The following is a 26,037-nucleotide window of genomic DNA, read 5'->3' as shown; positions in this document are numbered from 1 at the left end:
TGGTGCGGCCGCTCGGCGTCAGCGGCCGGTGCCGGCGTAGACGGTCGCCTCGGTGTCGCTGTCGAGACCGAAGGCGGTGTGCACGACGCGGGCGGCCTGGGCGAGCTCGTCACCGCGGAGCACGACCGAGATGCGGATCTCCGAGGTCGAGATCATCTCGATGTTCACCCCCGCGGTCGACAACGCCTCGAACAGCGTCGCGGACACGCCGGAGTGGGTGCGCATGCCGGCGCCGACCACGGACAGCTTGCCGATCTGGTCGTCGTGCACGAGGCTCTCGAAGCCGATGCCCGCCTGCTCGGCGGCAAGCGCCCGCAGGGCGGTCGCGGCATCCGATTTGGGCAGCGTGAAGGAGATGTCGGTGCGACCGGTCGCTGCCGCCGACACGTTCTGGACGATCATGTCGACGTTGGCGCCCGACTTGGCGATGACGGTGAAGATCTCCGCCGCCTTGCCGGGAACGTCGGGCACGCCGATGACCGTGATCTTGGCCTGGCCGAGGTCGGTGGCGACACCGGCGACGATGGGCTCTTCCATGGAGGACTCCTCTGTGCTGTCGGGAGCGAGGCTATCGGGAACGCTCATGCCCGGGCCGAGCACGAACGTGCCTCGTCCGGAGCTGAACGTCGAGCGGGCGTTGATCATCACGCCGTGGCGACGCGCGTACTCGACGGCGCGGATGTACAGCACCTTGGCGCCGTTGGCGGCGAGCTCGAGCATCTCCTCCGCGGAGATGACATCGAGCTTGCGGGCCTTCGGCACGACGCGGGGGTCGGCGGTGAAGATGCCGTCGACGTCGCTGTAGATCTCGCAGACGTCGGCGTCGAGCGCCGCGGCGAGCGCGACGGCGGTCGTGTCGGAGCCGCCGCGGCCGAGCGTGGTGATGTCGCGGGTGTCGCGGTTGAAGCCCTGGAAGCCGGCGACGATGACGATGGCGCCCTCGTCGAGCGCCTCGCGCAGCCGCACCGGGGTGACGTCGACGATGCGGGCCGAGCCGTGATCGGCGGTGGTGATCATGCCCGCCTGGCTGCCGGTGAACGAGCGCGCCTCGAAGCCCATCGAGTGGATGGCCATCGCCAGCAACGCCATCGAGATGCGCTCGCCGGAGCTCAGCAGGATGTCCAGTTCGCGAGGCGCCGGGATCGGGGCGACCTGCGCGGCGAGGTCGATCAGCTCATCGGTCGTGTCGCCCATCGCGCTCACCGCCACGACCACGTCGTGCCCGGCGCGGCGCGCATCGACGATGCGCTTGGCGACCCGCTTGATGCTCTCGGCGTCGGCGACGGACGAGCCGCCATACTTCTGGACGATCAGCGCCACGTGTGGAACTCCTGAAGACATGTCGACGGGCACTCGGATGCCGCGCCCACCTCCCCATCCTAGGGATCGGCGCATACCGCCGACGCCATGTGACGGGCGACCGACGAGGCACCTCGCCAGGTCCGCAGAATGCGACGAAGTCCGCACCCGATCGGCATCCCGGGTGCGGAGTTCATGACATTCTGCGGAGTTCGTGCGGACCCAGCCCGCCGCGGCCGCCGCGGCGTAACGGTTCGCGGCGGCGGCGACGTGGTCGACGTAGACGTCGAGGTGGTTGTAGGCGAACACCGCGGCCCGCCACGCGGCGGCATCCGTCATCGTGCCCGCACCGCAGAGGTAGCGCGCCGTCGCGAGGGCCGCGTCGTCGATCTGGTTCGGGTCGGCGACACCGTCGCCGTTGCCGTCCGCGCCCCAACGGTCCGACGTGTCGGGAATGAACTGCATCGGCCCGACCGCACGGTCCCAGAGCGTGTCTCCGTCCCAGCGGCCTCCGTCGGTGTCGGCGATCACGGCGACGCCGTCACCGTCGAGGGACGGCCCGCGGATGGCGGGAGTGGGGTAGCCGTTCTCACCGAGCACCGCGCCGCCGTGCCGTCCGTGATCGGACTCGATCGCCCCGATCGCGGCGATCGTGTTCCACCCCAACCCGCACGAGGGCTGTTCGGCCGCGATCGTGAGCTGGGCGCCCGCGTACGCCCGGAGTGCACGGGCGGGGATGCCGGTGGCCGCGGAGACGCGGGCGAGCCAGACCGGGTCCACGCGAGGACCGGGCGTCACCGGGGCCGACGAGACGACGGCCGCATCACCCGCGGCCGGTGCGGTGGCGGCGGCATCCTGTCTCGCGGACGCTCCCACGAGCGTGTCGATCCGGGCTGCTGCGGGCGATGCGGCAAGGCCGGACGACGCCACGTCGACGTGGGCGATCACGCCGCCGAGGAACACGGCCAGCAGTGCGACGGCACCGAGCGCGAGTGCGACCTCGCGCCACGACCACCGCGCACCCATCCGTGTCCGTGTCCCGGTCAGCCGAACCGGCCGTTGACGTAGTCGTACGTACGCGGATCGATCGGCGACGAGAACATCGCGTCGGTGTCGCCGTGCTCGACGATGTGTCCGGGTTGGCCCTGCGAGGCGAGGAAGAACGCGCACTGCTGCGAGACGCGCTGAGCCTGCTGCATGTTGTGAGTGACGATGACGATCGTGACCTCGCGCGCGAGCTCCGTCATGGTCTCCTCGATGACGCGCGTGGAGGTCGGGTCCAGCGCCGAACACGGCTCGTCCATCAGGAGCACCCGCGGCCGCACTGCGAGGGAACGCGCGATGCACAGGCGTTGCTGCTGTCCACCGGAAAGCCCACCGCCGGGCGCGCGCAGGCGGTCCTTCAGCTCGCGCCAGAGCCCGGCCTTGGTGAGGCACGTCTCCACGAGCTCGGCCTTCTCGTTGCGGCTCGCACGGATGCCGGCGAGCTTCAGGCCCGCGACGACGTTGTCGTAGATGGACATCGCCGGGAAGGGATTCGGCTTCTGGAAGACCATGCCGATCTTCTTGCGGGCGTCGACGAGACGATGGCCGGCGTCGTAGATGTCGTCGTGGTCGAGCAGCACCTCGCCGGCGAGGGATGCCGAGGGCACCAGTTCGTGCATGCGGTTGAGGATGCGCAGGAACGTCGACTTTCCGCAGCCGGACGGTCCGATGAGGGCCGTCACCTGGCCCGCGGGCATCTGCAGCGACACGTCGTGCAGGACCTGGTGATCGCCGAACCACGCAGAGATGGAGCGCGCGTCGAGCTGCGACGGCGGCAGCGGGACCCCCGTCGAACCGACGGCATCCGCGTGCGTCGCTGGGGCACCGCCGAGAGCGACGGCTCCGCTCGTCGCGGGAGGGAGGGCCGATTCGCCACCGGCCATCACCAGCGCGGCGGGGACCGGCACGCGTCCGCTCGTGCGTCCGAGGAAGCGCGGGCGGTTCGACCGCTCGGCGCGGTGGGATGCGCGGGACGGTTCGATGTCGTCAGACATGGGGCTCCGAGTCAGAGAAGGTTGGGAAGCAGGCGTACGAGTTGATCGCAGACGAAGACGCTGGCCAGCAGCAGGATCGGCACGAAGACGATCCAGGTCTTCTGCGCGCCGACCCGGCGAAACGCCCAGACGGCGGCGATCTCGGCGGCGACGAGGAACTGGAGCGCGAAGACGAGCGCCCAGACGGTCGTCGTGTCCGTTGCAAGCGCCGCATTCGACGGCGGCAGCGTGATCGGGGTGGTCTGGCGGGCCCCCGCGGGCTGGCCTTTGTCGACGAGCCGGGCGTCGACGTACGCGATTCCGGTCGGCACGTAGGGCGCCCCGCGAGCCGTGAGCAGGATGAGACGGCTCTCTCCGCGGACGGGCGCGGGCGGCGTCGGGTCGCCCGCGTAGCGCACGCCGAGCACCTCGAAGGTGTTCAGTCCCTGTCCGGTACGTACCTCGAACCGCTCCCCCGGTTGCAGCGACTGCAAGCGCCCGAACGGACCGCCGAAAGCTGCGGCGCGGCCCATCACGACGCTGACACCGACCTGGCCCGGCAGCACCGTATCGCGGCGGTGGCCGGGGCCGCCGGCGAGGACCCCCGATGATGTTCCCTCCGCGATCACCTCGTGCACCCCGAGTCGCGGGATGTCGATGATGCCGACGGGCGCGCCGTCGGCGAGGAGGACGTCGTCGAAGTCCCCCTCGCTGACCGGCGCCGTGCCCGCAGCGAGCTGCGCGCGGTAGGTGTCGGAGAGCTGCTGCTGGGCATAGGGAACGCTGGCAACGACGCCCGCGTTCGACGCTTTGGATGCCGCACCGCTCAGCAGCGGGTCCGCGCCGCGCGTCGTGCGCCCCGGCACATCGGCCAGACCGAAGTCGAGGAGCCGGATGCCGCTCACCGTGCCGTCCGCGTCGGCGCTCGCGCTGGAGGTGAGCATGATGTTCGATGGCGTGATGTCGCGGTGGACGACGCCACCGGCGTGCGCGGCGCCGGTCGCGTCGAGGACGGCGGCGAAGACGGCCACGGCATCCACGATGGTCAATGGCCCGCGCTCTCGTACGTGATCGGCGAGAGTGACGCCCTCGACGAGCTCCATCGCAATCCATGCAACGGGTGGATCACCCGGCGCGAGACCCGCGTCGTAGACCTCCGCGATGTTCGGCTGCGCGATCGCCTGCGCAGCCCGCACTTCTTCGAAGAACGCCTCCCAGGCGACCGGTCCGACGGCCAGATGCGGGTGCAGCAGCTTCACGGCCACGCGGCGCCCGTGCCGTGTGTCATCGGCTTCGAAGACGGCGGCCGTGCCGCCGCTTCCCCGGAGCTTCCGCAGGTGGAACCGTTCGGCGATGAGGCCGTCGCTCATTGCAGGATCAGCGGGTCCACCGGTACCGGCCGGCCGAGCCCGAGGTCGGCGCCGCGCGACGCGGTGGCGGCCAGCTCCTGCATGAGGCGCACCGCGAGAGCCGCAGCGCTCTCGGCGGCCGAGCGCTTCTCGTAGCGACGAGCGCCCATCATCACGAGCGATCCGCGCGCGCTGACGAACCACCCGGTGCTGCGCAACCGGGGCGCCGGACTGGTGTGGATCTCGAACGTCGATGCCGCGCGCAACAGCTGCGCCAGATCGATGCGGGCCGCCCCCTTATCGGTGAACACACGGCATCCCCGTGCGATCTCGCGCCGGTTCTCGCTCACCAAACGCCATGCGACGGCGGGCTCGAGGACCGGCAACGGCTCCTGACCGCTCGCGAAGGGCCCGACGCCCGGATGCCCGGATGCGATCTCGGCGACGACGCGCATCCATTCGAGGGCGCTCCTGTGCGAAGCCGCGGGAAAATGCGCGTAGAGAAGACGCGCGGACATGATTCTCCCTTTCGCGACACCGGAGGTCGTGCACACGGCCGCGAGGGAAGAGTGGCGGTCCGAGGCGACAGCGACCGGACGAACCGGTGAACGCCGGGCGTCGATCCAGCGGACGAGGGGTAGCGCGTCGAGCCGGAAACGTGCGCGACCCTAGGGCGCGAACGGCGGCGCCTGACGTCGCAGACGCACCCGACCTCCCGTCGCGGCGAACCAGCAGCCGACGAGCACGAGCGGAAAGCCGAGCAGCAGCCCCGGCGACAACGGCTCGCCGAGCAGGAGCACGCCCAGCAGGATCGCGACGACCGGGTTGACGTACGTGAACAGCGGCGCACGCACGGGACCGACCTCGCCGATGAGCGCGAAGAAGCCCAGGAAGGCCAGCGCGGTGCACAGGATGCCGAGGGCGACGAGCGACAGTCCGCTGCGGACGGTGGGAAGCTCGTGCTGGGTCAGCAGCGCGAACGGCAGGTAGGCGAGGCCGACCGCGAGCAGGGACAGGGTGATGGTGCCGAGCGAGGGGACGTGAGCGAGCTTGGTGGCGATGATGAACGGCGCGATCGCGTAGAGCAGGGCGACGAGCAGGACCTGGGCGATGGCCCCCAGCGCCTGCGCCGGCTCGGCGACGGCGAGGCCGGGGCCGGCGACGATGACCACCAGGCCGGCGAAGCCGACGACGAGTCCGACGGCGCGGGCCGGACTCAGGGCGGACCGGTCGCCGCGCACGAGGGCGATCCCGGTGGCGAACAGCGGGACCGTCGCCACCAGCAGACCAGTGAGCCCGGACGGCAGCGTCTGCTCCGCGTGCCCCAGCAAGAGGAAAGGCCCGGCCATTTCGATGGCCCCGAAGGCCAGCACCCACGGCCAGAGCGCCAGCGCCGGCCGAAGGGCTCGGCGTCGCAGGGCGATGGGCAGCAGCACCGCCGCGCCGAGAAGGGTGCGGCCCGCGACGACGGCGGCCGGTGTCAGCGAGTCGACCGCCTCTTTGATGAACAGGTACGGGATGCCCCACAGCACCGCCATCAGCGCGTACAGCGCCCAGGCACGACCGGAGACGGCCGGCGCCATCAGACGGCCCGGCGCCCCTCGAAGGCGCGCCCGAGGGTGACCTCGTCGGCGTACTCGAGGTCGCCGCCCACCGGAAGACCGGACGCCAACCGGGTCACGCGGATCTCGAGGGTGTGCAGCAGCCGGCTGAGGTATGTCGCCGTGGCCTCTCCTTCGAGGTTCGGGTTCGTCGCGAGGATGACTTCCTGCACCGTGCCGTCGGCGAGGCGCTGCATCAACTGGGTGATGCGCAGGTCGTCGGGTCCGATGCCGGCGATCGGGCTGATGGCGCCGCCCAGCACGTGGTAGAGCCCTCGGAACTCGCGCGTGCGCTCGATGGCCGAAACGTCCTTCGCATCCTCGACCACGCAGATGAAGGTCTGATCACGACGAGGATCGCGGCAGATCGCACAGCGTTCCTGCTCACTCACGTTGCCGCAGATCTCGCAGAAGCGCACGCGTTCGCGAAGCTCACCGAGCAGGTGCGACAGACGCGCGACGTCGAACGTCGGAGTCTGAAGGATATGGAACGCGATCCGCTGCGCCGACTTCGGCCCGATGCCGGGAAGGCGGCCGAACTCGTCGATGAGGTCTTGGACGATGCCGTCGTACATGGCTTAGCTGAACCTCGTCGGCGGTGTGTACGGCTCTTCGCGCACGAACGTCGCCCCCAGCACTTGGCGGACGACCGCCTCACCGACGCGTTCGATGCCGCCGGAACGGGGTGCGCGGGGCGGCGCAGGGCGTTCGACGGCGACGGGCGCGCGCGGCGGCAGCGGAGCGTCGTCCAACGGCGGCGGGAACTCGTCCTCGTCGGGGGCGTCGTCGTCGGTGTGCGTGTACTCCGTCGTCGTTGGCAGCACGGTGCCGTCCCGCGGGATCGTCAATGTACGCACCGGCTCGGCGGTGGCGTCCTCGGGTTCTTCGTCGACTGCCAGCCCGACCGCGGCAGGAGCAGCGGTGGCGAGAGCGGACGCCGCCGTCGCACCCCCCGCGGGCTCGCTCGGCGCCGAAGCCTGTGGCGCGGGGTCGCTCGGAATCCGTGCCACTGCCCACTCCGTCACCGGCGCGGCAGCGGACGATGCGATGGTCGGCGTCGATCGAGGCCGCTCGCCGCCGTCGGAGCGGGTCGCTCCAGAGGAGCCGCCGTCGGCGCGAGGCCCGTCGGCCGGTGGAGTCGGAGAACCCGAGGCGGGCGGCTCGGCGGTCGCATCGGCGTCGAACCGCGCCACGTACTTCACGCGGATGCCGAGAACCTCGCGGATCGCACCGCGCAGGTCTTCGCTGGGGCCCTTGCCCGCCGCGAGCTTCTTGAACGCGGCGACATCCGCCTGGGTGCGGAAGCTCAGCGTCAGCACGTCGTCGGCGAACGCGACCGGGGTGGCGTCGACGGCGATCATCCACGACGATCGGCTCACGGGCTCGAGGCGCTGGAGGATCTCCGGCCACGCATCGCGCACCCCCGCGAGGGTGACCGGGCCGGACGGCGCGACCGGGGCGGGCGCGGGCGATGCGGGCGTGGGCTCGGGATCGGGATCGGCGACAACCGGCGCGGGGTCGGGGCGTTTCGACTCGCTCGCTGCGCTCGCTCGCTCAACGACCGGAACCACCGGCGCCTCGGGGGCGGGCGCGGCAGCGGCAGCCGGGGCAGGAGTGGCGACAGCCGGGGCGGGCGTCGCGGCAGGCACGGCGGCGGCATCGGCGGTGTGGGCCAGCACCCGGGCCACGAGCAGCTCGAGCTGCAGGCGCGGAGACGTCGCCCCGCTCATGTCATCGAGGGCACCGACGACGAGATCGGCGATGCGCGAGAGACGATCGGTGCCGAAGGCAGAGGCCTGACGGCCCATCCGCTCGAGCTCGTCGGCGGGGATGCCGCGCAGCACCGCCCCGGCGCCCTCTCCCGTGGCAGCCACGATGATGAGGTCGCGCAGCCGTTCGAGAAGATCGTCGACGAACCGGCGCGGATCCTGCCCGGTCTGCACGACCCGATCGATGGCAGCGAAGGCGGCGGCCGCGTCGTGCGCAGCGAATGCGGTGACGACCTCGTCGAGCAGCGCGCCGTGGGTGTACCCCAGCAGCGCGACGGCGCGCTCGTACCGCACCGTCGCCCCGTTCTCGCCGTCCACGGGGTCGGAGCCGGCGATGAGCTGATCGAGCAGCGACAGGGTGTCGCGTGGCGAGCCGCCGCCGGCCCGCACCACCAGCGGAAGCACGCCGGCTTCGGTCTGCACCCCTTCCTGGACGCAGAGCTGTTCGACGTACTCGAGCATCGCCGCGGGTGCGACCAGGCGGAAGGGATAGTGGTGGGTGCGCGAGCGGATCGTGCCGATGACCTTCTCGGGCTCGGTGGTGGCGAAGATGAACTTGACGTGCTCCGGCGGCTCCTCGACGAGCTTGAGCAGGGCGTTGAAGCCCTGCGCGGTCACCATGTGCGCCTCGTCGAGGATGAAGATCTTGAAGCGGTCGCGCGCGGGTGCGAAGATCGCGCGCTCGCGCAGATCGCGGGCGTCGTCGACACCGTTGTGTGATGCCGCGTCGATCTCGACCACATCGAGTGAACCTCCGCCGCCGCGGCTGAGCTCGACACAGCTGTCGCAGACACCACAGGGCGTGTCGGTCGGGCCGGCCGCGCAGTTCAAGCAGCGCGCGAGGATGCGGGCCGACGTCGTCTTGCCGCAGCCGCGCGGACCGCTGAAGAGGTAGGCGTGGCCGACGCGGTCGCTGCGCAGCGCCGTCATGAGCGGTTCGGTGACCTGCGCCTGCCCGATCATCTCGCCGAACGTCTCCGGTCGGTAGCGGCGGTACAGGGCGGTGGTCACCAGAACAGACTACGGTGTGCTCCCGACATCCAGGTCGGGAACATCCTTCGGCGTGACGCGTTGAAGGGGGCATGACCAACGACTCCCCCGACGAGACGGTGGACGTCCTCGTCATCGGTGCCGGCCAAGCCGGCTTGTCGGCCGCCTTTCACCTGCGCCGCCGCGGCTTCGTCCCCGCCCCGGGCGACGGCAGCGCCCGCACCTTCGCGGTGCTCGACGCCGACGCCGCCCCCGGCGGGGCGTGGCAGCATCGCTGGCGGTCACTGCGGATGGGAACGGTCAACGGCATCTACGAGCTTCCGGGCGCACCCGTGCCGCCCGCCGATCCGATGGCGCCGAGCGCGGGCGTGCTGCCCGCGTACTTCGCGGACTACGAGCGTCGCTTCGATCTGCGCGTGCACCGTCCGGTGATCGTGCGCGCGGTTCGCCGTGTCGACGACGACCCGAACGGTCTCCTGCGCATCGAGACCGACCACGGCGTGTGGTTCGCGCGGTACGTCATCAACGCGACCGGCACGTGGCGACGCCCCTTCTGGCCCCACTACCCCGGCCAGGAGGACTTCGCCGGCCGACAGCTGCATGTCCACGACTACGCCTCGGCGGACGAGTTCGTCGGGCAGCGCGTCGTCATCGTCGGCGCGGGGATCTCGGCCGTGCAGCTGCTGGAGGAGATCTCCCGCGTCACCGACACGTTCTGGGTGACGCGGAAGGACGTGACCTGGGATGCCGCGCAGTTCGACACCGCCGCCCGGGTGGCGGCGATCGCGGGTGTCGAGGAGCGCGTGCGTCGCGGCGACCCCCCAGGGAGCGTCATCTCGGTGACGGGGCAGCACTGGACGCCGTGGGCGCGAGCCGCCCACGAGCGGGGAGTGCTGGTGCGGCATCCGATGTTCGATCGCATCGAAGAGCACGGCGTCCGGATGCCGGACGGCACGTTCGAACCCGCCGATGTGATCCTCTGGGCGACGGGTTTTCGCGCCGACATCGCCCACCTCTCCCCGCTGGGACTGCGTACCGCAGCCGGCGGCGTACGCGTGGCGAACCGTCGCGCGATCGACGAGCCGCGCCTGTTCCTCATCGGCTACGGACCTTCGCAGTCCACGGTGGGCGCCAACCGCGCCGGGCGCGACGCGGCGCGCGCCATCGCCGCCGAGACGGATGCGCACCGCAGCCCTGGTGCGGGCCCATCGGTGTCGCGCACCGTCGCCTCCGCGACGGCGTGACGGGACTCAGGAGTCGATGCCGAGGTTCGCGTCGTCACCCGGCATCGCCCCGACGATCGGGATGCTGCCGGTGATCACCGGAATCGAGGTCGTCATCGTCGGCACGGAAGCCGATAGCAACGTGCCGTCCTCGCGCAGGGCGTCGCCGATGTCGCTGATCGTGGGACGACCCGACAGCTCGGGCCCCTGACCGCGCAGCGGCACCGTCAGCGTCGACTCCGCTCCGACGACGAACGTCTCGCCGCGCACCGAGAAGGAGACCGGCTCGCCGGCACCGGCATCCACGCGCAGCTGCTCCGCGGTGATCTCGATCTTCAGCGGCGTGCCCTGCCAGTGCAGGGTGAACGACAGTGACGGCCAGGCCTTGGGCAGGCGCGGATCGAAGCTCAGCTCGCCGTAGTGATCGCGCATGCCGCCGAAGCCGGCGACGAGCGCGGTCCAGACACCGCCGGCGGAGGCCACGTGCACCCCGTCGGACGCGTTGTGGTGCAGGTCGCCGAGGTCGACGAAGATCGACTGCGAGAAGTACTCCAGAGCCAGATCCTGGTACCCGACCTCTGCCGCAAGGATCGCCTGGACGACCGCCGACAGCGTCGAATCTCCCGTCGTCAGCGGGTCGTAGTACTCGAAATCGGCCAGCTTCTCCTCGTCGGTGAAGTGATTGCCCTGCAGGTACAGCGCCAGCACGACATCGGCCTGCTTGAGCACCTGGTACCGGTAGATCACCAGCGGGTGGAAGTGCAGCAGGAGCGGGCGCTGCTCCTGCGGCGTGTTCTCCAGATCCCACACCTCACGCTCGAGGAACACCTCGTCCTGAGGATGGATGCCGAGGCCCTCGCTGTACGGGATGTGCATCGCTTCCGCGGCGGCATCCCACGCGTCGGCCTCCGCCGGGTCGAACGAGAGCCGCTCCACCATCTGCGCGTAGTGCTCCGGCGCATCCTGCGCCATCTCACGCACGATACGCGCCGCGAAACGCAGGTTGAAGCGCGCCATCACGTTCGTGAACAGGTTGTCGTTGACGACCGTCGTGTACTCGTCGGGACCGGTGACGCCGTGGATGTGGAACACCTCGGGCTGGCCGTCCTCGGTGAAGCGCCAGAACCCGAGCGTGGCCCAGAGCCGCGCCGTCTCGACGGCGATGTCCACGCCCTCGCGGTACAGGAACTCGTCGTCGCCCGTGGCACGCACATACTTGGCGAGCGCGAAGCTGACGTCGGCGTTGATGTGGTACTGCGCGGTACCGGCGGCGTAGTAGGCCGACGCCTCTTCACCGCTGATCGTGCGCCACGGGAAGAGGGCCCCCGCCTCGTTGAGCTGAGCGGCCCGACGACGCGCGGCCGGCAGCATGAGGTAGCGCATCCGCAGCGCGTTGCGAGCCCAGAGCGGGGTCGTGTACATGAGGAACGGGAGCACGTAGATCTCGGTGTCCCAGAAGTAGTGACCGCTGTACCCCGAGCCCGACACGCCCTTGGCGGGAACGCCTTGGCCGTCGGCGCGGGCCGCTGCCTGCGCGAGCTGGAACAGGCACCAGCGTGTCGCCTGCTGCAGGTCGTCGTGACCGCCGATGGCGACGTCGGAACGGTCCCAGAACGCGTCCATCCAGGCCCGCTGGCGCTCGAACTGCCGAGAGACGCCCTCGGCACCCACGCGATCGAGCGCGCGGCGACCCCGATCGACGAGCTCGCGCGCGGGGACGCCGCGCGACGTGTGGTAGCTGACGAGCTTCGTGACCGTCACCGGCACGCCCGCCTTCGCCTGCACGCGATACACGTTCTTCGCGATGTCGGGTTCGATGAGCGTGCGGGACGAGTACTCGTTCTCGGTGTCGACGACGTGGTCGGCGACGACCGCCATCGTCATCCCCGACGCGTTCACCCGGTACGACAGCGCGACGCGGTCGCCGTCCTGCCAGTACTCCTCGGGGTGCAGGACGCGATCTTCGATCTTCTCCGCCTTGCGCGGGTCGAAGCCCTTCTTCGCAGCGCCCCCGGGCGCCGAGCCGCCGTAGACGTCTTGCCCGTCCTGACGGTTGACGATCTGGCAGCTCACCGTCACCGGGGCGTCGCTGTTGAGCACCGTCACGGTGACGCGCATGACCGCGAGATGACGCTCCTCGAAGGAGACCATCCGCTCGAAGTCGATCACGACGTCCTTGCCGCTCGGCGTCATCCACCGGATGTGACGCGTGAGCGTGCCCGCGCGCATGTCCAACGCGCGCTCGTACTCGCGGACGTCGGCGACGTCGAACGACAGGGGCTCATCGTCGACGTAGACGCGCATGACCTTGGCGTCCGGAGCGTTGATGATCGTCTGCCCGACCTCGGCGAAGCCGTAGGCCTGCTCCGCGTGACGGATCGGGAAGATCTCGTGGAAGCCGTTGATGAACGTGCCGTGCTCGTGCGCGTGCTGTCCCTCGGGCTGATTGCCGCGCAGGCCCAGATAGCCATTGCCGAGCGCGAACAGCGTCTCGGTGACCCCCACGTCCTCGAGGGAGAAGCGCGTCTCCACGAGGCGCCACGGGTCGATCGGAAAACGGTCGCGATCCATCCTGTCCATCCTTTCGTCGGAAGGGCCGGTCATCGGGTGACGAAAGCCGAGAGATCGTCGACGACGAGCGTCGCGCCGAGATCGAGCAGAGCCTGCGCCCCGGCGCCGCGGTCGACGCCCACGACGAGGCCGAAGCCGGCGGCCGCCGCCGACGCGACGCCGGAGTGGGCGTCTTCGACCGCCGCGCTGCGGGCGGGATCGACGCCGAGCATGCGGGCACCGGCCGCGAACATGTCGGGGGCGGGCTTGGAGCGCAGCCCCTCGCGCGCCGAGACCACCCCGTCGACGACGACCGGGAAGAAGTCGCGGATCCCTGCGATCGTCAGCACCTCTTCGGCGTTCTTCGAGCTCGACACCACACCGATCGGGGTGCCGGCGGCGTGGAGCTGCTCGATCAGCGCGAGAGAGCCCGGATACGGGGCGATGCCGTCGGTGCGCAGCACGCGGGCGAACACCTCGTTCTTGCGGTTGCCGATGCCGCAGACCGTGTCGGCGGTGATCGGATCGGAGGGGTCGCCCCACGGCACCTCGACGTCACGGGAGCGCAGGAGGCTCGCGACGCCGTCGTAGCGCTGCTTTCCGTCGAGGTAGCGGAAGTAGTCGTCCTCCGTGTACGGCGGCTCGATCCCCCACGAGCTGAACAGCTCGGTGAACATCGACTGCCACGCGTGCATGTGCACGTCGGCCGTCGGCGTCAGCACGCCGTCCAGGTCGAAGAGCACGCCGTTCAGTGCGCGCAGGTCGGGAAGCTCGGGAAGCTCGGCTGTCACGGGTTCAGCGTAGTGGCCCGGTGTGGCCCGCGCGTCACGAAGCGACGACAGCGAGGGTCTGCCGCGCGATCTCCAACTCCTCGTTGGTGGGAACGACGAGCACGGTGACGGCGGAGTCGTCGGCGGAGATGGTGCGGATGCCGCGCTCGCGCGCCTCGTTGCGCTCCGGATCGAGACGGATGCCGAGGAAGCCCAGGGTCGCCATCGCCTCCGCACGCACGAGCGGCGAGTTCTCCCCCACCCCGGCGGTGAACGAGATGACATCCACGCCGCCGAGCTGGGCGATGTAGGCGCCGATGTAGGCTCGCAGCCGGTGGATGTAGACGTCGAAGGCGAGCATCGCCGCCCCCGCGCCCTCGGCACGGCGGTCCTCGATGTCGCGCATGTCGGACACGCCGGCGAGGCCCACCATGCCGCTGCGCTTGTTGAGGAACTCGTCCAGTTCGCCCGGGCTCATCTCCTCGCGGCGCGCCAGCACGAGCAGCACCGACGGATCGAGGTCGCCGGAGCGGGTCCCCATGACGAGGCCCTCCAGCGGCGTGAGTCCCATGGAGGTGTCGACGGAGTGCCCACCGTCGATCGCCGTGATCGAGGCGCCGTTGCCCAGGTGCAGCACGAGCTGCTTGAGCTCTCGCAGAGGCCGCTCCACATACGCCGCGGCGGCCTCGCTGACGAACTTGTGACTGGTGCCGTGGAAGCCGTAGCGGCGGATGCGGTGCTTGCGCGCGATCGTCTGGTCGATCGCATAGGTGTACGCCGCCGGCGGGAGGGTCTGGTGGAAGGCCGTGTCGAACACGGCGACGTGCGGCAGGGCAGGGAACGCGGCGCGCGCGGCGCGGACGCCCTGCAGCGCCCCGGGGTTGTGCAGCGGCGCCAGTACCGACAGCTCGTCGATGTTGATCTCGACGAGATCGTCGATGAGCGTCGGGCGGAAGAACCGGGCGCCGCCCTGGACGACGCGATGGCCCACCGCCGACGGCGGGGTCTCGACGAGCGACGGGCCGTACTCCTCGAAGGCGTCGAGCATCACGCGGAAGCCGGCGGTGTGGTCCGGGATCGGAAGTTCGCGCGAGTGGTCGGCATCCCCCACCTTGTGACGAGCCGAGCCGCTCTCCTGGCCGATCCGCTCGACGAGCCCCGACGCGAGCGCCGTCTGGGACTCGACGTCGACGAGCTGATATTTGAACGACGAGGAGCCGCTGTTGATGACGAGGACGACGGTCATGCGTTGTTTCCCTGCTGCTGGTTCTGCGCCTGGATCGCGGTGATGGCGATCGTGTTGACGATGTCTTCGACCAGCGCGCCGCGCGACAGGTCGTTGATGGGCTTGTTGAGTCCCTGGAGCACCGGTCCCATGGCGATCGCTCCGGCAGAGCGCTGCACCGCCTTGTACGTGTTGTTGCCGGTGTTGAGGTCGGGGAAGACGAACACCGTCGCCCGGCCCGCGACCGCGGAGTCGGGCATCTTCGCCTTGGCGACGGCGGCGTCGGCCGCCGCGTCGTACTGGATCGGTCCTTCGACGAGCAGCTCGGGCGCGCGCTCGCGAACGAAGGCCGTGGCCTCGCGCACCTTGTCGACGTCCTCGCCCGATCCGGACTCGCCGGTGGAGTACGAGAGCATCGCGATGCGGGGCTCGATGCCGAACTGACGCGCCGTGGCGGCCGACGAGATCGCGATGTCGGAGAGCTGTGCGGCGGTGGGGTCCGGGATCACGGCGCAGTCGCCGTACACGAGCACGCGGTCGGCGAGCGCCATGAGGAACACGCTGGAGACGACTGAGACGCCCGGACGGGTCTTGATGATCTCGAACGCGGGCCGGATGGTGTGCGCCGTGGTGTGGGCGGCGCCGGAGACCATGCCGTCGGCGAGACCCAGGTGCACCATCATGGTGCCGAAGTACGACACGTCGGTGATGGTGTCGGCCGCCTTCTCGTACGTGATGCCCTTGTGCTTGCGCAGCTCCGCGTACTCCTCGGCGAAACGGTGCACGATCTGCGGGTCGAACGGGCTCAGCACCTGCGCGGCGCTCAGGTCGAGACCGAGCTCGACGGCGCGACCGCGCACCTCGGCCTCGTCGCCGAGGATCGTCAGGTCGGCGATGCCGCGGGCGAGCACGGTCGCCGCCGCCCGCAGCACGCGGTCGTCGCCGCCCTCGGGCAGCACGATGCGCTTACGGCCCGCACGGGCACGCTCCAGGAGCTGGTACTCGAACATCAGCGGCGTCACCACCGTGGAATGGGCCAATCCCAGAGCACGCGTGAACTCGTCGGTGTCGACGTGCTGCTCGAACAGGGCCAGCGCCGTGTCGTAGCGGCGCTGCGAGCCGGCGGCGAGGCGGCCGCGGGTGCTCATGACCCGGACGGCGGTGTCGTACGTGTCCAGGTCGGTCTGGATGATCGGAAGCGGCGAGTCGAGCCCCACCATGAGGTCCTGCACGGCCGGTGGCAGCGGGAACGGACCGTTGAGGATGATGCCCGCGATCGAGGGGAAGGTGCCCGACGAGTTCGCCAGCAGCAGTCCGAGCAGCACCTCGGTGCGATCGGCCGGCACGATGACGATGGCACCCTCGGTGAGGCGCGGGAGGATGTTGTTGAGCGACATACCCGCGACGACCACGTCCAGCACTTCGCGCACGAGCAGCGCCTCGTCACCACGAAGAAGCGTGCCGCCGAGGGCGAGCATGATGTCGCGGACGGCCGGGGCGACGAGGAACACGTCTTCGGGGATGGACCACACCGCGACCTCGGCCTCACGATTGCCGTCGACCGCGGGCACGCCGCGCACGACGTCGCCGATCGCCGCGTTGATCTCGTCGAGGTGCGCGGGGTCGGCGCGGTTGGTGATGACCGCGAACAGCTCGGCGCGCTGGTGCGTGATGTCGGTGAGGGCGAGTTCGGTGAGCTGCGCCAGCTGCTGCGGCGTGCGCGGAACGCTCACCCCGAGGCGGTCGCCCTGGTCTGCCCGACCGTTGAGCACGACCAGCACGGGAGCGCCGAGGTTCGCCGCGATGCGGGCGTTGTAGCCGAGCTCGCTGGTCGAGCCGACGTCCGTGAAGTCGCTGCCGACCACGACGACCGCGTCGCACTTCGCCTCGACGGCCTTGAACCGCTCGACGATGCGCGAGAGCGCGGCATCCGGGTCTCGTCGCACGTCGTCGTAGGTGACGCCCACGGCCTCCTCGTAGTCGAGGTCGACTCCGATGTGATCGAGGAGCATCTCGAGCACGTAGTCGCGTTCGTCGATCGAACGGGCGATGGCCCGGAACACGCCCACTCGGGGAGTGGAACGGGTCAGTGCGTCGAGCACTCCGAGGACGATGGTCGATTTGCCGGACAGCCCCTCGGTGGAGGTGATGTAGATGCTCTGCGCCACGGGTTCCAGCCTAGGTGGGGGGCGCTGCGGCCCGGCAGGGATCTGCCGGAGAAAACCTTCCGCCGGGACGCAAGCAGCGATCCGGACGGGTAGCGCACGCCGACGCACGCGCGGAAAGTCCCCGGGCAAAAGAAAGACTCTCCGCGAACCCGGCAGAGCCTGGTTACCCTTGCTACGTTTCCGTCCTGGGGGAGTTGGCCTGGGTGCCGCCTCGCGGAGAGCTGTATGCGAGTTTACCCGACGACGGGCTCCCCCCTCGCCAGCCGGGTTAGCATCGAGCAAGCACCGCCGCTGAGACAGGGAGACGCATGCCCGACCACCCGCTCACCGCCGAATCGTTCGCTCGCGCGGCCGAGGCCATCGAATCCTCGATCACGCGCGTCATCGACGGCAAACCGGATGCCGTGCGCGCCGCGCTCGTCTGCCTCCTCGCCGAAGGACACCTCCTCATCGAGGATGTGCCCGGGGTCGGTAAAACGATGCTGGCGCGGGCGCTCGCGGCATCCGTCGACGCGAGCGTGCGTCGCATCCAGTTCACGCCCGACCTCCTCCCGGGCGATGTGACGGGCGTGAGTGTCTACAACCCCGTCGATCGCGAGTTCGAGTTCAAGCCAGGTGCCGTCTTCGCGCAGATCGTCATCGCCGACGAGATCAACCGGGCCTCACCGAAGACGCAGTCGGCTCTTCTGGAGGCGATGGAGGAGCATCAGGTCACCGTCGACGGCACCAGCCACCCGCTCGCCGACCCGTTCCTCGTCGTCGCGACGCAGAACCCGCTCGAGATGGAGGGCACGTATGCCCTGCCCGAGGCGCAGCGCGACCGCTTCATGATGCGCATCTCCATGGGCTACCCCGATGCCGAGAGCGAAGTCCTGATGCTGCGTCAGCGCGAGCGCATCAACCCTCTCGACGCGCTCACTCCCGTGCTCGGCGCCGGCGACATCAGGGACCTCATCGCCTGGGTGCGCGGTGTGCACGTCTCCCCCGCCGTCGAAGAGTACGCCGTCGGGCTGTCGCGGGCGACACGCGAGCACCCCGACCTGCGCCTCGGGGCGAGCCCCCGTGCGACCTTGCAGCTCGTGCGCGCCGCCAAGGTGCGCGCGGCGCTGGACGGACGCGAGTTCGTCATTCCGGATGACGTGGCGGCGCTCGTCGAGCCGGTGTTCGCTCATCGACTGATCGCGTCGCGTGGCACCGCGTCGGCTCGAGGCCGCTCCAGCACGGAGACGATCGGCGCCGTGCTGCGCGCGATCGTCGGCGCGGTGCGCGTGCCGCTCGCGACCCGCTGATCGAGAGCGCCCGATGCCCCGCTGGCCCCTGCTGTCTCGCCTGCCGCTGACCCTGCGCGGCCTGGGCGCACTGGTGCTCGCCGCGGCGTGCGGCATGCTGGCCCAGCGCTTCGGCATCGCGGAGCTCGCCTACGTGGGCGCGCTGTTGGCGGCAGCCGTGGTCGTCAGCGCCGCCACCCTGTACCTGCTCCCGAGCTCCGCGCGGGTGACCCGCGCCTTCTCCCCCGACGTCGCCGCCGCCGGCAGCGAGGTGCGGGTGCGCCTCACCGTCGAGATCCGTTCCTCTCTGCCCACCAGCGAGGCGCGGTGGCGTGACGCCGTGCCCGACGGCGTGGTCGCGGCATCCACGGCCGGCGCCGCGCCGGACGGCGTGCTGCCGCCGACCGGGTCGGCGATCGCCGGCCCGTCGCAGGTCGAGGTCGACTACGCCGTGCGCGCCGAGCGCCGTGGACTTCGCCGCGTGGGGCCCTTGGCACTCGTGACGACCGATCCGTTCGGCTTCACACGGCGGCGCCGGACGGTCGGCGACACCTCGCCGCTGGTGATCGTGCCCGAGATCGTCGATCTCGACGAGCTGCACGACCTCCCCGGCGACGCCGGGGGCAGCACCCGCAGCGTGACCGATCGGATGGGCCAGGGCGCCGACAACCTCATCCCGCGCACGTACGCGCCCGGCGACTCGATGCGACGCATCCACTGGCGCGCCAGCGCCCACCGCGACGAGCTGATGGTGCGTCAGGAGGAGCAGGAGACGACCCCGGAAGCCGTGGTCGTGCTCGATCGCGGCGCGGCGCGCTGGTCGCCCGCCGCCGGGCGCGCCGCGGGCGCGGACCCCGCCTTCGAGACGGCGGTCTCCGCCTGCGTCTCGGCGACGGCGCGACTGGTCCGCGAAGGCTACCTCGTCACCGTCATCGACGCCGACGGCGCCGTACTGTGCGACCCGATCGAGGGCGGCGACACGGCGGGCGTCGAGCGTCTCGCCGTCGCCCTCGCCACGATCACCGCACGGCGCGATCTCCTCCTCGAGGCGCTCGCCCGATTGTTCACGGGAATCGCGGCCGGTCCCGTGATCGTCGTGACCGGTGGCCTGGCGGCCGCGGATGTCGTCGCGCTCGCACCCGTGCCGCACCACAGCACCATGCCGATCCTCCTCCTCGTGTCGGAGGCACAGGAGGTGCTGGCGGCCGCCGCCGACACCGGCTGGCGCGTCGGCGCGCTGACCGCGGGCGGCGACGTCGCGGCCGCCTGGAGCGACGCCCTGGCGTCGCGCGAGACCCGGAGCGTGCACCGTGCCGCCTCGTGAGCGGCGCCGCCACGGAGAGCTGCGCCTCGCACTGGCGCTGTGGCTCGGCATCCTGAGCACACTCGTTCCGCTCACCCGCGTCGTGCAGAGCGGCTCGTGGCTGTGGGGCGCGATCGCCCTGCCGTTCGCGCTGCTGGCGCTCGGCTACGGACTGCGCCGGCTGCGACTGCCGGTCATCGTCGTCACGATCATCGAGCTCGCCGCGTGGACCGGCGCGGTCACCGCCGTCTTCTTCCCGGCGAACGCCCTTCTGGGTGTGATCCCGACCGGCGGCATCGTGGAGGCGCTGCCCCGGATGATCACCACGGCATCCGCTCTCATCACGGACGGTGTCGCTCCCCTGACGCCGACGCAGCCGCTCGTGTTCCTCATCGTCGCATCGCTCGGGCTTCTGACCGTCGCCCTCGATCACGTCGTCATCACGGCGCGGATGCCGCTTCTGGCCAGCATCGCCCTGGTCGCCGTCTGGCTCATCCCCACCATCGCCGTGCCGGCCGGGGTCGACATCGTGGCGTTCGTGGTGCTCGCGGCATCCGTGCTGCTGCTCATCCGCGCCGAGACCCGCACCCGCGAGGCACCGAGCGCCGCCGCGTCCCCACGCGCCGTCACCGCGCGCGCCGGCGGCGTCGCGGCCGTCGCCACCTCGATCGGCGCCGTCGCGATCATCGCGGCGCTCGCGGTCGGACCCACGCTGCAAGCGTCGGTTCCCGCGGCGGGGTTCGGCACCTCCACGATGATCGATCCGTCGCTGGATCTCGGCAAAAACCTGCGTCGCCAGGACGGCGCGACGGTGCTCACCCTGCGCACCGACGGCACCAGCGTGCCCTACCTGCGCGTGGCGACGCTGTCGCTGTTCGATGGCACGGTGTGGCAGCCCGATCGCACGAGCACGGTCGATCTGAGCGCAGCGCCGCTCGAGCCCGTCGAGCTCTCGGCGGACATCGCCGTCGTACAGACCCGCACGACCGTCGCGATCAAGAACCTCGCGTCCGCCTACGCGCCCGTCCCGTACCCGGCCACCGAGGTCGACGGATTGGCCGGTGCGTGGCAGTTCGCCCCGTACAACCGCACCGTCGCCGGCGCGGCCGGGGCGACGCAGGGCCAGGAGTACACCGTCGTCTCCGACATCGCCCAGCCGACGCTCGAGCAGATCCGCGCGTCGTCGGCGGGAGGCGCGGGTGTGAGCATCGACGTGGACTCCCTCCCCGCCGGCAGCCCGCCGATCATCGCGCAGCTGGCCCGTCAGGTCACCGCGCAGGCCGACACCGACTACGACAAACTCATCGCGCTGCAGGACTGGTTCCGCGGTCCGGAGTTCACGTACTCGCTCGACGCGCCCGTGCAGGAGGGCTTCGACGGGCAGGGCGTCGACGCCGTGGCCGCCTTCCTCCAGGCCAAGACAGGATATTGCGTGCACTTCGCGGGCGCCTTCGCCCTCATGGCTCGCAGCCTCGGCATGCCGACCCGGATCGTCGTCGGGTTCCTTCCCGGCTCGTTCACGGGCCAGGTCATCGACGGTCAGCGCGTCATCGATGTGACGGGTCGCCAACTGCACGCGTGGCCGGAGGTCTCTTTCCGCGGCATCGGATGGGTCCCGTTCGAGCCGACGAAGGGCCTCGGCACCGAGACGCGGTTCGACAGCGCCGCCTCGACCGCGACCACGGCGCCGACGACGTCGCCCCGTCCGGAGGCGACGACCGCTCCGACGACCGCTCCGACGGCCGACGTGAACGATCCGCAGCAGGGCGCGCAGACGGATGCCGCAGGCTCGGGCCCGACGCTGATCGATCCGCGTCCGCTGCTGAGCATCCTCGGCGCCGTCGTCGTGGTCGCCGCGCTGCCGGGGGTGGCGGGGGCGCTCCGGCGGCTCATGCTGCGCCGGCGCGGAACGGTGGCCGCCGCGTGGCGCCTCGTGCAGGACACCGCGATCGACGCGGGTTTGCCGGTGCCGTCGTCGCGCTCGCCACGCGCCTTCGGCGCCTTCCTCGTCAGCGCCGGGGGCGCCCCCGCGACGCCGATGTCTCAGCTCGTGGCCGCCGTCGAGCGGGCGAACTACGCGGCGGACGCGGCCGGCGCCGGCCCGGACGCCGCAGCGATGAGCGCCGCTGTCGGCATCCGATCGGCCATGCTGGCGGCACTGCCCACAGCGCGGCGCGCGCGCGTCGTGGCGCTGCCGTGGTCGCTCATCGTGCGGCCGGGCTCCGGCCTGGCCGATCGCGACGCGCCGGCCTGAACCGGCGCGTCGCGATCAGTCATCAGTTGCGCGCGAGCGCCGGGGCCTGCTCGTCGGTGTCGTCGGCCGAGTCGTCGGCGAACGGCTCGCCGTCGCGCGGCGCGTCGTACAACTCGCGGTTCAGGATGCCCTCGCGCTTCGCGACGATCGTGGGCACCAGGGCCTGGCCTGCGACGTTGACCGCGGTGCGGCCCATGTCGAGGATCGGGTCGATCGCGAGGAGCAGACCGACACCCTCCAGGGGCAGGCCGAGGGTGGAGAGGGTCAGCGTGAGCATGACCGTCGCGCCGGTGGTGCCGGCGGTGGCCGCCGAGCCCACGACCGAGACGAGCGCGATCAGCAGGTACGACACGATGTTCAGCTCGATGCCGAAGAACTGGGCGACGAAGATCGCGGCGATCGCCGGGTAGATCGCGGCGCAACCGTCCATCTTGGTCGTCGCGCCCAGCGGCACCGCGAACGAGGCGTACTCGCGCGGCACGCCGAGGTTGCGCTCGGTCACGCGCTGGGTCAGCGGGAGTGTGCCGATCGAGGAGCGCGAGACGAACCCGAGCTGCACGGCCGGCCAGACGCCGGAGAAGTACTGCTTGATCGACAGGCCGTGGCTCTTGACGAGGATCGGGTAGACGACGAAGAGCACCAGCACGAGGCCTGCGTACACTGCCACGACGAACCAGACGAGCGTGAGCAGCTTGTCGGTGCCGTACTGCACGACCGCCGAGGCGATGAGGCCGAGCGTGCCGAGGGGCGCGATGCGGATGATCCACCAGAGCACTCGCTGCACGATCTTCAGCGACGACTGCGTGAACGCGACGAACGGCTCGGCGCGCTTGCCGACCTTGAGCGCGGCGATGCCGACGGCGACCGAGACCACGATGACCTGGAGCACGTTGAATCCGACCGTCGAGGTGATCGCACCGGAGTCGCTTGCGGAGCTCGAGACGGTCAGACCCAGGACGTTCTGCGGAATGAGGCCCTTGAGGAAGTTCCACCACGTGCCGACCGTGTAGGGGGCGCCGGTCGTGAGCTGGTCGTGGGCGACGCGGTTACCGGGCTGGATCGTGATGCCCAGGACGATGCCGATGGTCACGGCGATGAGCGCCGTGATCCCGAACCACAGCAGGGTCTGACCCGCCAGCCGCGCGGCGTTGGTCACGTTGCGCAGCTGCGTGATGCTGGCCACGACCGCGAGGAAGATGAGCGGGACGACGGCAGCCTTCAGCAGCGTCACGTAGGACGAGCCGATGGTCGACAGGGTCGCGGACAGGCCGTTGGGGTTGCCCGCGGCATCCGGACCGAGGTTCAGGGCGAGGATGCCGAGCAGGATGCCGGCGATCAGCGCGACCGTGATCTGGAAGCCGAACGAGCGGTAGAACGGCTTCTTCGGCTTGGGCGGACGCGCGGCGGGCGCGGTGGTGCTGGTGGAACTCATGAGGGGGGATATCTCCTGTTTCGGCGGATGCCGGGTGGAACTTCGCAGGGTGTCGACGTTACGTCGCGTCCGGCGCACTCGCGAGTCACGATGACGCACGATGACGCGGGTGACACGCGAGCGCGGACCGCCCGTCACTCCAACGGCGGCGATAACCGGTGCATTCCCGGCGGTCGGGATTCGGTTCCCGCTCCCCTCGAGCCGCAGCCGGTCAGCTCAGGCTGGCGATGAGTTCCTGCACCCGCCCCTTGATGTCGTCACGCACCCCGCGGACGACCTCGACGGGCTGGCCCGCCGGGTCGGTCAGCTGCCAATCCTCGTAGCGCTTTCCAGGGAAGATGGGGCATGCATCCCCGCATCCCATCGTGATGACGACGTCGGCCTGGCGCACGGCGTCCGTCGTCAGAATCTGCGGGGTGGCCGAGGACAGGTCGATGCCTTCTTCGGCCATCACGGCCACGGCTGCCGGGTTTACCGCGTTGCCCGGCTCGCTGCCGGCCGAGAACACATCGATGCGGTCGCCGGCGAGCGCACGGAGGTATCCGGCGGCCATCTGAGAGCGGCCGGCGTTGTGCACGCAGACGAAGAGGACGGCGGGCTTGGTGGAGTCGATCATGGCATTCCTCGTTCGGGTGTCAGGAGAGGGCGGGCGCGGTCGGGATGATCGAGACGGTCTGAGGCGGCGGTGCGCAGCAGGCGCCGCCACGTGAAGCGCCCGAGGCGTCGAAGAGCCCGGCACCGCCGCACACGCCAGTATCGGGCAAGACCAGCTCGACACGCCGTGCGGCCTCGTGATCGCCCGCCACGTCGGCCACGACGCTGCGCACCTGCTCGTACCCGGTGAGCGCGAGAAAGGTCGGCGCGCGGCCGTACGACTTCGCGCCGACGATGAAGAAACCCGGTTCGGGGTGGGCGAGGTCGGCGGCGCCGGTGGCGGCGACCGAGCCGCACGAGTGCACGTTCGGATCCACCTCGGCGGCGATGCGAACGGGAGCCTGCAAGGTGGAGTCGAGCTCCAGACGCAGCTCCGACAGGAACGACAGGTCGGGGCGGAACCCGGTGAGCACGACGGCCCTGTCGGCAGCGAGGTGACGACCGTCCTCCGCCACGAGGACCACGCCATCACCGGCATCCGTGACTCGTTCCACGCGGAACCCCGTCACGAGCGAGACGAGACCGGCATCCACGAACTCCTTCGCCCGGATGCCGAGGGCTCCGCGCGCGGGCAGCTCGTCTGCTTCACCCCCGCCGAACGCCTTCCGCGCGCTCGCACGACGCAGCGCCCAGGTCACCGTCGTGGACGGGTCGCGGCGCGCCATCCGTGCCAGGGCCAAGACCGCGGTGAGGGCGGAATGCCCGGAACCGACGACGACGGTGTGTCTGCCCTCGAATCCGGAGCGATCTCGGAAATCGGGGATGCGGTAGCTGAGCCGGTCGGCCGCCGCGCGCTCGCCGAGAGCCGGCAGACCGTCCGCACCCGCGGGGTTGGGGGTCTCCCACGTACCGGAGGCGTCGATGACGGCGCGTGCCGCGAGGCGGTAGTCGTCGCCTCCGGTCGGTCGGACGTGCACCGTGAAGGGCTGATCGCCGCGACCGGCATCGACGAGGCGGTCGCGTCCCGACCGCGAGACGCCGACGACGCGCGCGCCGTAACGAACACGATCGCCGAGTGCGTCGGCCAGCGGTGCGAGATAGCGACCGATCCACTGCACGCCGGTGGGGTAGCCGCTCGGCGGCGGTGTCCAGCCCGTCGCGTCAAGGACGCGAGCGCTGGCGGCATCGACGAGCTCGGACCAGTCGGAGAACAGCCGCACATGGCCCCACTCCGCCACGGCGGCGGCGGGCGTCGCACCGGCCTCCAGCACGACGACCGGCATCCCGCGTTCGATGAGATGGGCGGCGGCGGCGAGGCCCTGGGGTCCGGCGCCGATCACGACGACGGGCAGTGCGTCATCCACCGGACTCCTCCTTCGTATCGACATCTGTCGATGGGTAAAGATTCCGGCATGCATCGACAGATGTCAATACGAGGTGCACAATCGAAAGATGCCGACGCTGCTGCCCCTCCTGACGAACACCGCCGACGGGTGCAGCTCGACCGCGCCCGTGAACGCACTGACGGCGGATGAGGTAGAAATGCTCGCCCGCACCTTCAAGGCGCTCGGCGACCCCACGCGGGTGCGCCTGCTATCGCTGATCGCCGCATCGCCGGGCGGTGAAGCCTGCATCTGCGATCTCACCGCACCGGTCGGCCTCTCCCAGCCGACCGTGTCCCACCACATGAAGCTTCTCGTGGATGCCGGGCTCGCCACGCGTGAGCAGCGCGGGCGCTGGGCGTACTTCCGGGTCGTCACCGATGCCCTCGACCAGGCCGCGAACGCTCTCCGCCCGTGAAGGCGGTCTCGATCCGCGCGATGCGGCCCGAAGATTGGCCGGAGGTGGAGGGGATCTATCACGAAGGCCTCGCCACGGGAAACGCCAGCTTCGAGGCTGAGCCGCCCACCTGGGAGGCCTTCGACACCGGCCAGCTCGGCGTCAGCCGGTTGGTCGCCGTCGACGCCGACGGCGGCGTCACGGGATGGGTCGCGGCATCCGCCGTCTCGACCCGCGCGGTGTACCGCGGCGTCGTCGCGGGTCAGTGGCGCGACACCGATCCTGGTCGAACGTCGCCGCCCCGACGGAGCGCCGTCACGCGAGAACCCCGCCCAGGCTTTCGCGTGGACGGGGTTCTCGGCTGAGCGGAAGTGACAGGATTTGAACCTGCGAGGCGAGTTACCCCGCCTACATGGATTCCAGCCATGCTCCTTAGGCCGCTCGG

The 26,037-nt window shown here is 70.6% G+C and carries 20 protein-coding genes, 1 other RNA gene and 1 pseudogene; 6 read left to right on the top strand and 16 right to left on the bottom strand.

Going from position 1 to position 26,037, the window contains the following annotated elements; translation table 11 throughout:
• Window positions 1-18: 18 nt before the first annotated feature.
• From ABS64_RS08045 to ABS64_RS08010, 8 genes and pseudogenes are all read right to left on the bottom strand, one after another.
• Window positions 19-1,320 carry an aspartate kinase gene (locus ABS64_RS08045; RefSeq protein WP_288121293.1) on the bottom strand — a complete coding sequence of 434 codons (1,302 nt, stop codon included), beginning with the start codon at window positions 1,318-1,320 and terminating at the stop codon, window positions 19-21.
• A gap of 201 nt (window positions 1,321-1,521) precedes the next feature.
• Window positions 1,522-2,325, bottom strand: a pseudogene (locus tag ABS64_RS08040) (lytic murein transglycosylase); the annotation flags it as partial.
• A 17-nt stretch (window positions 2,326-2,342) separates the two neighbouring features.
• Window positions 2,343-3,092, bottom strand: a complete 750-nt coding sequence (locus ABS64_RS08035; protein ID WP_363331274.1) for a phosphate ABC transporter ATP-binding protein — start codon at window positions 3,090-3,092, stop codon at window positions 2,343-2,345.
• Window positions 3,093-3,349: 257 nt separating this feature from the next.
• Window positions 3,350-4,687, bottom strand: coding sequence for a sortase (locus ABS64_RS08030; protein WP_292682555.1), 1,338 nt, complete (start codon window positions 4,685-4,687; stop codon window positions 3,350-3,352).
• Entirely contained in the window at window positions 4,684-5,184 is a 501-nt protein-coding gene (locus tag ABS64_RS08025) for a hypothetical protein (RefSeq protein ID WP_292682552.1), read from the bottom strand. Before ABS64_RS08025 ends, ABS64_RS08030 begins: the two co-directional genes overlap by 4 nt.
• Window positions 5,185-5,334: 150 nt before the next feature.
• Window positions 5,335-6,249, bottom strand: a complete 915-nt coding sequence (locus ABS64_RS08020) for a DMT family transporter (protein ID WP_036286254.1) — start codon at window positions 6,247-6,249, stop codon at window positions 5,335-5,337.
• On the bottom strand, window positions 6,249-6,842 hold the full coding sequence (gene recR / locus ABS64_RS08015; RefSeq protein WP_036286253.1) for a recombination mediator RecR: 594 nt from the start codon (window positions 6,840-6,842) through the stop codon (window positions 6,249-6,251). The genes ABS64_RS08020 and recR overlap by 1 nt, the downstream gene beginning before the upstream one ends.
• A 3-nt stretch (window positions 6,843-6,845) precedes the next feature.
• Window positions 6,846-9,047 carry a DNA polymerase III subunit gamma and tau gene (locus ABS64_RS08010; RefSeq protein ID WP_197017261.1) on the bottom strand — a complete coding sequence of 734 codons (2,202 nt, stop codon included), beginning with the start codon at window positions 9,045-9,047 and terminating at the stop codon, window positions 6,846-6,848.
• A 71-nt stretch (window positions 9,048-9,118) separates the two neighbouring features.
• Between ABS64_RS08010 and ABS64_RS08005 the strand changes: the two genes are divergently transcribed.
• Entirely contained in the window at window positions 9,119-10,270 is a 1,152-nt protein-coding gene (locus ABS64_RS08005) for an NAD(P)-binding domain-containing protein (RefSeq protein WP_036286251.1), read from the top strand.
• A 6-nt stretch (window positions 10,271-10,276) separates the two neighbouring features.
• Here ABS64_RS08005 and ABS64_RS08000 read toward each other — a convergent pair whose 3' ends face one another.
• The 5 genes from ABS64_RS08000 to ffs all read right to left on the bottom strand — a co-directional run bounded on the left by ABS64_RS08000 (window position 10,277) and on the right by ffs (window position 17,188).
• A complete protein-coding gene (locus ABS64_RS08000) occupies window positions 10,277-12,820 on the bottom strand; it encodes a glycosyl hydrolase family 65 protein (RefSeq protein WP_292682546.1) in 2,544 nt (847 codons plus the stop codon).
• Between the two features lie 29 nt (window positions 12,821-12,849).
• Entirely contained in the window at window positions 12,850-13,590 is a 741-nt protein-coding gene (locus ABS64_RS07995) for an HAD-IA family hydrolase (protein ID WP_292682544.1), read from the bottom strand.
• Window positions 13,591-13,624: 34 nt separating this feature from the next.
• On the bottom strand, window positions 13,625-14,815 hold the full coding sequence (locus tag ABS64_RS07990) for an acetate kinase (RefSeq protein WP_292682542.1): 1,191 nt from the start codon (window positions 14,813-14,815) through the stop codon (window positions 13,625-13,627).
• The gene (gene pta, locus ABS64_RS07985; RefSeq protein ID WP_036286247.1) at window positions 14,812-16,962 is read right to left on the bottom strand and encodes a phosphate acetyltransferase; all 2,151 of its coding nucleotides are present in this window, start codon (window positions 16,960-16,962) and stop codon (window positions 14,812-14,814) included. The genes ABS64_RS07990 and pta overlap by 4 nt, the downstream gene beginning before the upstream one ends.
• 129 nt (window positions 16,963-17,091) lie before the next feature.
• An RNA gene (gene ffs, locus ABS64_RS07980) (signal recognition particle sRNA small type) lies at window positions 17,092-17,188 on the bottom strand.
• Window positions 17,189-17,270: 82 nt separating this feature from the next.
• Here ffs and ABS64_RS07975 point away from each other — a divergent pair.
• From ABS64_RS07975 to ABS64_RS07965, 3 genes are read left to right on the top strand one after another with little or no spacing between them, the layout of a single operon-like run.
• A complete protein-coding gene (locus tag ABS64_RS07975) occupies window positions 17,271-18,251 on the top strand; it encodes a MoxR family ATPase (protein ID WP_292682537.1) in 981 nt (326 codons plus the stop codon).
• 13 nt (window positions 18,252-18,264) lie between these two features.
• The gene (locus ABS64_RS07970; protein WP_292682534.1) at window positions 18,265-19,554 is read left to right on the top strand and encodes a DUF58 domain-containing protein; all 1,290 of its coding nucleotides are present in this window, start codon (window positions 18,265-18,267) and stop codon (window positions 19,552-19,554) included.
• Window positions 19,541-21,787 (top strand): DUF3488 and transglutaminase-like domain-containing protein, encoded by a 2,247-nt coding sequence (locus ABS64_RS07965; RefSeq protein ID WP_292682532.1) that lies wholly within the window; start codon window positions 19,541-19,543, stop codon window positions 21,785-21,787. The genes ABS64_RS07970 and ABS64_RS07965 overlap by 14 nt, the downstream gene beginning before the upstream one ends.
• A gap of 22 nt (window positions 21,788-21,809) precedes the next feature.
• Here ABS64_RS07965 and ABS64_RS07960 read toward each other — a convergent pair whose 3' ends face one another.
• The 3 genes from ABS64_RS07960 to ABS64_RS07950 form a co-directional block, all read right to left on the bottom strand.
• Entirely contained in the window at window positions 21,810-23,219 is a 1,410-nt protein-coding gene (locus ABS64_RS07960; protein ID WP_292682530.1) for a dicarboxylate/amino acid:cation symporter, read from the bottom strand.
• A 211-nt stretch (window positions 23,220-23,430) separates the two neighbouring features.
• On the bottom strand, window positions 23,431-23,835 hold the full coding sequence (locus ABS64_RS07955; protein ID WP_036286240.1) for an arsenate reductase ArsC: 405 nt from the start codon (window positions 23,833-23,835) through the stop codon (window positions 23,431-23,433).
• A 19-nt stretch (window positions 23,836-23,854) separates the two neighbouring features.
• A complete protein-coding gene (locus ABS64_RS07950) occupies window positions 23,855-25,177 on the bottom strand; it encodes an FAD-dependent oxidoreductase (protein WP_036286239.1) in 1,323 nt (440 codons plus the stop codon).
• A gap of 88 nt (window positions 25,178-25,265) precedes the next feature.
• Here ABS64_RS07950 and ABS64_RS07945 point away from each other — a divergent pair, with 88 nt between their 5' ends.
• Both ABS64_RS07945 and ABS64_RS07940 read left to right on the top strand, forming a co-directional pair.
• The gene (locus tag ABS64_RS07945) at window positions 25,266-25,613 is read left to right on the top strand and encodes a metalloregulator ArsR/SmtB family transcription factor (protein ID WP_036286238.1); all 348 of its coding nucleotides are present in this window, start codon (window positions 25,266-25,268) and stop codon (window positions 25,611-25,613) included.
• Window positions 25,610-25,957, top strand: coding sequence for a hypothetical protein (locus ABS64_RS07940; RefSeq protein WP_231477113.1), 348 nt, complete (start codon window positions 25,610-25,612; stop codon window positions 25,955-25,957). Before ABS64_RS07945 ends, ABS64_RS07940 begins: the two co-directional genes overlap by 4 nt.
• Window positions 25,958-26,037 lie beyond the last annotated feature (80 nt).

The sequence above is a fragment of the Microbacterium sp. SCN 69-37 genome (assembly GCF_001724435.1).
In the GTDB taxonomy this organism is placed as follows: Bacteria; Actinomycetota; Actinomycetes; order Actinomycetales; family Microbacteriaceae; genus Microbacterium; species Microbacterium laevaniformans.
Note: the sequence above shows the minus strand (reverse complement) of the source record. Positions and strands in the feature narration are given on the sequence as shown.

Bases quoted from the DNA above. Each gene is read 5' to 3' on its own strand.
- ABS64_RS07990 (WP_292682542.1), bottom strand. From the start codon at position 14,815: ATGACCGTCGTCCTCGTCATCAACAGCGGCTCCTCGTCGTTCAAATAT.
- ABS64_RS08020 (WP_036286254.1), bottom strand. From the start codon at position 6,249: ATGGCGCCGGCCGTCTCCGGTCGTGCCTGGGCGCTGTACGCGCTGATG.
- ABS64_RS07955 (WP_036286240.1), bottom strand. From the start codon at position 23,835: ATGATCGACTCCACCAAGCCCGCCGTCCTCTTCGTCTGCGTGCACAAC.
- ABS64_RS08025 (WP_292682552.1), bottom strand. From the start codon at position 5,184: ATGTCCGCGCGTCTTCTCTACGCGCATTTTCCCGCGGCTTCGCACAGG.
- ABS64_RS07945 (WP_036286238.1), top strand. From the start codon at position 25,266: ATGCCGACGCTGCTGCCCCTCCTGACGAACACCGCCGACGGGTGCAGC.
- ABS64_RS08005 (WP_036286251.1), top strand. From the start codon at position 9,119: ATGACCAACGACTCCCCCGACGAGACGGTGGACGTCCTCGTCATCGGT.
- ABS64_RS08030 (WP_292682555.1), bottom strand. From the start codon at position 4,687: ATGAGCGACGGCCTCATCGCCGAACGGTTCCACCTGCGGAAGCTCCGG.
- ABS64_RS07970 (WP_292682534.1), top strand. From the start codon at position 18,265: ATGCCCCGCTGGCCCCTGCTGTCTCGCCTGCCGCTGACCCTGCGCGGC.
- ABS64_RS07975 (WP_292682537.1), top strand. From the start codon at position 17,271: ATGCCCGACCACCCGCTCACCGCCGAATCGTTCGCTCGCGCGGCCGAG.
- ABS64_RS08000 (WP_292682546.1), bottom strand. From the start codon at position 12,820: ATGGATCGCGACCGTTTTCCGATCGACCCGTGGCGCCTCGTGGAGACG.
- ABS64_RS07960 (WP_292682530.1), bottom strand. From the start codon at position 23,219: ATGAGTTCCACCAGCACCACCGCGCCCGCCGCGCGTCCGCCCAAGCCG.
- recR (WP_036286253.1), bottom strand. From the start codon at position 6,842: ATGTACGACGGCATCGTCCAAGACCTCATCGACGAGTTCGGCCGCCTT.